The sequence below is a fragment of the Actinoplanes subtropicus genome (assembly GCF_000721705.1).
Lineage (GTDB): Bacteria > Actinomycetota > Actinomycetes > Mycobacteriales > Micromonosporaceae > Actinoplanes > Actinoplanes subtropicus.
The window spans coordinates 243727-251651 of the sequence record NZ_JOJL01000026.1 but is presented as its reverse complement, the minus strand read 5'-3'; the positions used below and the strand labels follow the sequence as shown (position 1 = coordinate 251651).

Annotated in this window: 5 protein-coding genes; all 5 read right to left on the bottom strand. The window is 74.2% G+C overall.

What is annotated here, in order from left to right; translation table 11 throughout:
* Positions 1 to 94: 94 nt before the first annotated feature.
* The 5 genes from IH26_RS0133390 to IH26_RS0133370 all read right to left on the bottom strand — a co-directional run bounded on the left by IH26_RS0133390 (position 95) and on the right by IH26_RS0133370 (position 7816).
* Entirely contained in the window at positions 95 to 2599 is a 2505-nt protein-coding gene (locus tag IH26_RS0133390; RefSeq protein ID WP_030440249.1) for an ABC transporter permease, read from the bottom strand.
* Between the two features lie 3 nt (positions 2600 to 2602).
* Positions 2603 to 3349 (bottom strand): ABC transporter ATP-binding protein, encoded by a 747-nt coding sequence (locus IH26_RS0133385; RefSeq protein WP_030440248.1) that lies wholly within the window; start codon positions 3347 to 3349, stop codon positions 2603 to 2605.
* Positions 3350 to 3444: 95 nt separating this feature from the next.
* Positions 3445 to 4671, bottom strand: a complete 1227-nt coding sequence (locus IH26_RS0133380) for a cytochrome P450 (protein ID WP_030440247.1) — start codon at positions 4669 to 4671, stop codon at positions 3445 to 3447.
* 60 nt (positions 4672 to 4731) lie between these two features.
* Entirely contained in the window at positions 4732 to 5475 is a 744-nt protein-coding gene (locus tag IH26_RS0133375) for a VOC family protein (RefSeq protein ID WP_245665742.1), read from the bottom strand.
* A gap of 199 nt (positions 5476 to 5674) precedes the next feature.
* Positions 5675 to 7816 (bottom strand): ATP-binding SpoIIE family protein phosphatase, encoded by a 2142-nt coding sequence (locus IH26_RS0133370; protein ID WP_030440245.1) that lies wholly within the window; start codon positions 7814 to 7816, stop codon positions 5675 to 5677.
* Positions 7817 to 7925: the final 109 nt, after the last annotated feature.

Sequence of the window (7925 nt, the reverse complement as noted above, 5' to 3'; positions counted from 1 at the left end):
GGCCACATCCAACACCGGGATGCGACCGCTTCGCGGCCGACGCCAGCCACCACCTGGACCTCGCCTCGCTCCCACGTGATCCACCAGATAGGCCCTAGGTCTCGGCCATCGCGGCGACGATCGACGCGCGCGCGGCGCGGCGGGCCGGCAGGATCGCGGCCACCACGGCGGCCAGCACCGCGATCGCGAGGTAGAGCAGCAGCTGGCCGACGGGGATCGAGATGTCGGCGGCGAAGCCACTGAACAGCACCCGGCTCGTCGCCCAGCCGTAGAGCAGGCCGAAGCCCACCCCGACCAGCGCGCCGACCGCGCCCATCAGCAGCGCCTCGACCAGCAGCGTGCCGCGCAGTTGCCAGCGGGTCAGGCCGAGCGCGCGGACCATCGCCGACTCGCGGGTGCGCTCGAAGACCGACAGCGACAGCGTGTTCATGATGCCGATCAGCGCGATCAGGATGGCGAACGCGAGCAGCGTCGCGACGACCGTGATGATCTCGTTGACCGAGCTGCTGATCTCGGCCCGCCACTGCGCGATCGAGGAGACGGACACCAGGGGATAGGCGCCGGTGACCGCGTCGACGGCGGCCCGGGACGCGGCCGGCGACACCCCGCCGGCGGCCTTGACCAGCACGAGACTGTCCCCGGCGACGGGCGCCAGCCGGGCGAAGTCGGCCCAGGAGACCACCGCGTCGCCGGTCTCCGAGCGGCCGGCGGCCAGCGCCGCCACGGTCAGCTCGGCGGTGCGGCCGGCCACGGTGATCCGCACCCGGTCGCCGGCCCGCTTGCCCCGGGCGGCGGCGGCCGAGGAGAACAGGACGACCGAGCCGGGGCGCAGGTCCGACGTCCACCCGCCCAGCATGGCCTGACCGGTGGGATCCACCGTGCCGAGCACGGCGCGGGTGCCGTCCACCGTGGACGGGTCCAGGCGGATCGAGGCCACCGAGCCGAGGGCCGGCGCGGCACGCAGGCCGGTGGCCACGGCCTCGGGGATCCGGGTGCCGGCGGGCGCGCCCTCCTGGGGCTGCAGGACGTAGTCGACCGGGTAGTGCGCCGCGATCTGGTCGGTGGCGGTCTGGCGTACGGTCGCCACCGCCACGCTCGCCGAGGACATCAGCCCCACCCCGATCATCAGCGCGGCCGTGGTCGCGGCCGTCCGCCCCGGATTGCGCCGCGCGTTGGCCGCCGCGAGCCGGGCCGGCACGCCGAACAGCCGGCCGGGCAGCCAGCCGAGCACGGCCGTGAGCGGGCCTACGAACAGCGGCGAGAGCAGCAGCACGCCGAGGAAGTTCACCAGCCCGCCGGCGATCACCTCCAGCGTGCCGGTGCGGTTGTCGTGGTTGCCCGAGCCGGCGACGGTCAGCAGCGTGCCGCCGGCCCCGCAGAGCAGCGCCAGCACGACCAGGACCACCCGGCCGCGGACGGTGCCCACGCCCTGGTCGGGCCGGTCGCGCAGGGCGGCGAGCGGCGGCACCCGGGTGGCCCGGATCGCCGGCACCACCGCCGAGGCCATCGTCACCAGCACGCCGAGCAGCAACGCGACCAGCACCGGGGTGGCGCTCAACACCAACGCGTGCGCGGGCAGCGGCGCGCCGAGCGCCTCGGCCCCACTGAACAGCCCGTACGCCACGGCCAGCCCGAGCCCGATGCCGGCCGCCGCCCCGATCAGGCCGACCACCGTCGACTCCAGGAGCACCGAGCCGAACAACTGGCGGCGTCCGGCGCCCACGCAGCGCAGCAGCGCCAACTCCCGGACCCGCTGGGCGATCAGGATGGTGAACGTGTTGTAGATGACGAAGGCGGCCACCACGCAGGCGATCACGGCGAAGGCCAGGACGACGGTGAGGAACGCCTCGACCTGGTTGGCCGCGTCGTTGGCGAGGTCCAGCCGGTACTGGTCGCCGGTGCTGACCCGATCGGCCGTGGGCAGCGCGGCGCGTACCCGGTCGGCGAGGGTGTGATCCGGGACGCCGCTCGCCGCCGCGGCCACCACCTGCTGGTAGCCGGTGGCCCCGGTGAGCGCCGTGATCGTCGCCGCGGTGATGGCCAGCACCGACTGGTCGGCGTACTCCTTCGAGGCGCCGAAGCCGAGCAGGCCGACCAGCGTGAGCCGGCGCCGTTGCTGGTGATCGTCGAGCACCGTCACCGCGTCGCCCACGTGGTAGCCGAGCCGGGTCGCGGTGTCCGCGTCCAGTGCCGCCTCGTCCGGCCCGGCGGGCGCCCGGCCGGTCGTCACGTCGTACGGCCGCAGCCGGTCGACGCCGCCGACCGAGATCGCCAGGCCCGGCCGGTCGCCGTTGCCGACCAGCTTGCCGGTACGGTCCAGCAGCGGGAGCGGGACCTGCATCCGGCCGTCCGCGGCGGCGACCCCGGGGACCGCCCGGACGGCGTCCACGGTGGACGAAGGCAGCGTGTCGCGCGGCGGCCGCACGGCCACGTCGACGTTCCGCGCCGCCCGGGCGAACTGGTCGAACAGCGCGGCCCGCGCGGTGTCGCCGAACACCAGCGTGCCGGCCACGAACCCGACGCCCAGCACGATGGCCAGGGCCGTGGCGACCAGGCGCAGCCGGTGCGCCCGCAACCCGGCGAGGGTCACCTTGAGCACGGCTCAGCCCCCCAGCCGCTTCAGCGCGTCCAGCACCGCGTCGGCGGTCGGCTCGTCGATCTGGCCGGCCAGCCGCCCGTCGCGCAGCAGCACCACCCGGTCGGCGTACCCGGCGGCCACCGGGTCGTGGGTCACCATCACCACGGTCTGATCGAGGTCGCGTACGCAGCGGCGCAGGAACGCGAGCACACCGGCCCCGGCGCGGGAGTCGAGGTTGCCGGTCGGCTCGTCCGCGAAGATGACCTCGGGGCGGCTCAGCAGCGCCCGGGCGCAGGCCACCCGCTGTTGCTGCCCGCCGGAGAGCTGCGCCGGTGTGTGGTGCAGCCGGTCCCGCAGCCCGAGCGCGTCCACCACCTGCGCCAGCCACTGCGGGTCGGGCCGGCGGCCGGCCAGTTCGAGGGGGAGCGTGATGTTCTGCTCGGCGGTGAGCGCCGGCAGCAGGTTGAAGGACTGGAAGATGAAGCCGGCCTTGTCCCGGCGCAGGCGGGTCAGCGCGGTGTCCGAGAGCCGGGTCAGGTCGGTGTCGCCCAGCCGCACCGTGCCCTCGGTCACCGTGTCCAGCCCGGCGGCGCAGTGCATGAGCGTCGACTTGCCCGAGCCCGACGGCCCCATGATCGCGGTGAACCGGCCGGCGGCGAAGCTCACGCTCACCCCGTCGAGCGCCCGGACCGAGGTCTCGCCACTGCCGTACACCTTCACCAGGTCGGTGACGGCCACGGCGGCGCGTGCCTGAACAGCATTGATGGTCATGTGGGGGACGCTACGAGCGGCGGCCCCGCCGCACATCGGACCCGGGAATGGCGCTGCCGTACGCCTCTGGTCGCACGGCGGCTCCTCCCCGGGGCTTACAGCTCCACGGTGAGCGTCCGCGGCGAGCGGTGGATCATCGTGGGGAGCATGGCGCCGTCCTCGCCCGGGGCGAGGCGCAGGCCCGGGAGCCGCTCGGTGAGCGTCTCCAGCGTGATCTTCACCTGTTCCCGGGCCAGCTGCGCGCCCGGGCAGCCGTGCACGCCGTGGCCGAACGCCAGGTGGCGGACCGGCGCGCGGGTGATGTCGAAGACGTCGGGCTGCTCGCCGGCGGCCTCGTCCCGGTTGGCCGAGCCGAAGGCCACGAAGACCGCGGCGCCGGCCGGCAGGTCGGTGCCCGCGATGGTGACCGGCCGGGTGGTGACGCGGCGGAAACCCTGCACGGCGGTGTCGTACCGGGCCGCCTCCTCGACCGCGGCCGGGATCAGCTCGGGGCGCTCGCACAGCAGCTCCCACTGCGCCCGGTCGCGGAGCAGGTGCAGCAGGGCCGAGCCGATCAGCGCCGTGGTGGTGAGGTGCCCGGCGATCAGCAGGTTCTGCAGGTTCGACACGATCTCGCCGCGCTGCTCGAAGCTCAGCTCGCCGTCGCCCGGCGCCAGCGCCGACACCATCTCCGTGCACAGGTCGTCGCGGGGATCCGCCCGGCGGGCCCGGGCGTACCCGTCGAGCAGGTGCTGCAGGGCGACCACGTCCCGGGCGGCGGCCAGCTGCTCCTCCTCCGGCAGGGGACGGAAGAGCAGCTGCTCGGCGCGGTAGCTGCCGGAGATCGCGACCGGCACGTCCTCCGCGGCCAGGCCGAGCAGGTGGCCGATGACCTCGCCGGGGAGGCGCCTCGCGTACCGCTCGACCAGGTCGACGGGCTGCCGGCCGGCGACATCGGCAAAGGAGTCGACCAGCGCGGCGGCCCGCTCCCGGAGGTACGGGACGACCGCGGCGACCCGCGCCGGGGAGAGCCCGCGGGACAGCGGCGCCCGGTAGCGCTGGTGCGCGTCGCCGTCCGAGGTGACCACCGTGGGCGAGCCGCCGATCCCCTGCATCAGCACGCCGATCACGGCCGGGCTGGGCGGCACGTCCGGCAGCAGCGCGTTGGCCGACGAGAACTCCGCCGGCCGGCGAAGCACCTCCCGCGCGTCGGCCTGCCGGCTGACCAGCCAGGCGTTCAGCTCGGGGACGAAGGTCAGGCCGGGGGTGCGGCGGGCTCGCTCATACGTTCCGTAGGGATCCCGTTGCAGGTCGTCGAGCCGGGCCATCCGGTCAGCGTCCACGGCATGCCTCCCGCTCGGGAACCTACGCGTATGGTGAACCCTCCAAATAGGATGGTAGCGTCAGAAGGCCGCCGAGCCGCCATAGGTCAGCTCGAGACCGATGATGTCGTTGTAGGCCACCGACAGCTCGACCGGGCGCGGCAGCGGCGCCGTGATCGCGAAGGGCGCGCCGGCCGGGTCGACGATCTCGACGTACCGGCCGAGGCCCATCTCGGTCGGCCCCGCGGTCACCCGGCCGCCCAGCCGTCCGACGTGGTCGGCCAGTTCCGGGCAGTCGGCCACCTGGAAGGATGGCTGCCAGCGCCGGTCGTGGCGGCCGGAGATCACGCCGGCCACCGAGTCGTGCGCCTCGGAGAGCCACTCGCCGCTGCCGAACTCGTGGGTCAGCGTCCAGCCGAACACCGAGCCGTAGAACGCCGTCGCCCCGGCCACGTTGTCGGTCAGCAGGTCGGACCAGGCCATCGTGCCGGGCTCGCCGCGCACCTGGGTGCCGGCGAACCCGTTCGGCTGCCAGAGGCCGAACATCGCGCCGTCGGCGTCCGCGACGATCGCGCTACGGGCGCCGGGTCGCTCTTCCGGGCGGGTCCGGAGCCGGCCTTCCGCCGATCGCACCCGGTCCATCGTCCCGTCGAGATCGGGCGCGGCCAGGTACGTCAGCCATCCGTCGGGCCGGTCGGACCGGCTCCCGCTGAGGCCGGCGACCGCGCGGCCGTCCAGCAGGAAGTGATCGCCGTCGACCTCCCAGCCGAACAGCTCGCCGTAGAAACGGGCCGCCCGAGCCGGCTCCGCCGTGGTCAATTCCACCCAGCAAGGGGTCGATGGCGCAAAGCCCCTGATCCGCATTCGCCGCTCCAAGTTGGATGTCCCCAAGTCCCTCAACACCTTACGACACCCAATACGCTTCGTCACTACCCAAGGGTTCAATGCCCGTTTTAGCGCGTGTTTCGGCTACGTACGGTAATGGGTTGACGGTTTGAATGTAACGCGACTGTTAAACAGGTGATCAGTCGACAGTGGAGTGGATCAAGATTTCGAACCACACCGTCGAGCCCCGCACCGACGGGTCGGTGCCCCAGGAGTCGCTCAGCTCCTCGATCAGCCCGAGCCCGCGGCCGCGGCTGGACAGGCTGCCCATCCCGTCGTGCGTGCGGATCACGCTGCCCCGGGTGCCGGTGTCGGCCACCGAGACGAGCAGCCGCTCGGCGTTGAGGTCGATCTCCACCTGGGCCGGGGTGCCGGCGTGCAGCAGGGCGTTGGTGGTGAGCTCGCTGGTGCACAGCACGGCCGAGGCGATCACCGGCTCGGGGACGTCCCACTCGCGTAGGCGGTTGGTCATCCAGTGGCGTACCCGGCTCGGCCCGGTCGGTTCGGCCGCCACCCGCATGGAATCCGACCGGCTGCGGGTCACCGCCCGCTCCACCGCGAGCACCGCCACGTCGTCGTCGGTCGGCGGGCCGGGCACCGCCGCGGTGGCCAGCGAGCAGAGGTTGCGCGGGTCGCCGCTGGTCGCCGACGCGGCCGCCGCGACCAGCGCGTCCAGCCCCTCGTTCAGCGACCGGCCGCGACGCTCGACCATCCCGTCGCTGAACAGCATGATCGTGTCGCCCGGCTCGAGCCGCACCTGACCGGTCTGCCACCGGCCGCCGAGCCCGAGCGGCGCGCCCGGCGGCACCTTCACCAGCTCGGCCGTGGGCGGCTCGCCGGCCACGCTCGCGCGGCGCAACACCGGCGGCGGGTGGCCGGCACTGGCCAGCGTGATCGTGCCGTCGGCCGGGTCGAGCACCCCGTAGACGACGGTCACGAAGATCTCCTCGTTGCGCGACTCGGCGCCCAGCGAGCCGACCAGCCGGTCCAGCCCGGCCAGCACCTCGGGCGGCTCGGCGGTGGTCAGCGCCAGCGCCCGCAGCGCGGCCCGCACCTGGCCCATCACCGCGGCGGCCCGCACGTCGTGGCCGGCCACGTCGCCCAGCACGATCGCGAGCCGGCCGTCGGCCAGCCGGAACGCGTCGTAGAAGTCGCCGCCGGCCGCGTTGCCGTCGACGCCGGGGGCGTACCGGGCGGCTATCCGGAAGTGTTCCAGCTCGGGCAGGTGTTCCGGGAGCATGCTGCGCTGCAGCAGCTGGGCGGTGCCGTGCTGGGCCTCGAACCGGCGGGCCCGCTCGGCCGCCTGCCCCACCAGCTGGGCGGCCGCGCTCAGCAGCGCCCGCTCGGCCGGCAGCCAGGTGTGCGGCTCGCGGTAGCCGATGCTCAGCGCGCCGGTCAGCGACGCGGTCCGCAGCGGCAGCGCGGCCAGCGCCCGGATCCGGCGCTCGTGCCGGTCGACCGCCACCGCGCCGAGCGGCTCGCCGTCCGCGACGAACAGCGGCCGGCCGACCCGCGCGGCGGCGACCAGCGGGAACCGGTCCTCGTCGGGCAGCGGCTTCCACACCGGCGGAAGGCGCTCGTCGGCCTCGTCCAGCACCTCGCCGCGGATCCGGCGGACCGCGCGGAACGCGGCGCCGTCGTCGACCGCGAACTTGCAGTGGTCGACGTCGAACGAGTCGATCAGATAGCCCAGCACCACCCGGGCCACGTCGTCGATGGTGAGCGCGCCGGCCAGCCGGGCGGTCAGCTCGCCGAGATTCTGCAGGCGGCGGGTCACCTGGGTGGTCACCGCGGCGACGGTCAGCACGCCGGCGATCGCGCCCCGGGAGTCGCGGACCGCCGAGTGGCCGCGGGTGAGGAAGGCCTGCTCGGGCCGGCCGCCCTCGGTCCGCGCCACGGTCAGCTGGGTCTCGGCCTCCAGGAACGGCTGGCCGCCGCGATACACGTCCTCGATCACGCCGCCAAAACCGGGAGAGGGCCACAGCTCGCCGAACGCCTCGGCCGCCGGACGGCCCAGCGCCGCCGGGTGCAGGGCGCCGATCAGATCCGCATACGCATCGTTGTAGAGCAGCACGAAGTCGTCGCCGAAGCTGACCGCCATCGGCATCGGCGAGGCCAGCACCAGCTCGACGGCGGCCGCCACGGCCTGGTCCCACCGGTCGCGCGGCCCGAGCCCGGTCGCGGACCAATCGATGGCCGCCGTCAGATCGGCACAGCTGCGCAGGCCCGGCACGGGCAAGGCGGGCGCCATCGAGGAGCTCACCCCACGCGTCCCAGCCATGACCAAAAGCGTAACCGCACTCGGCCATTCGGACGATCCCCCGCCCTCCGTCCGTCCGATTCTTGACGCAGTTGCACGGAAATCAAGGGGGGCCGGCGCCGGGAAAACC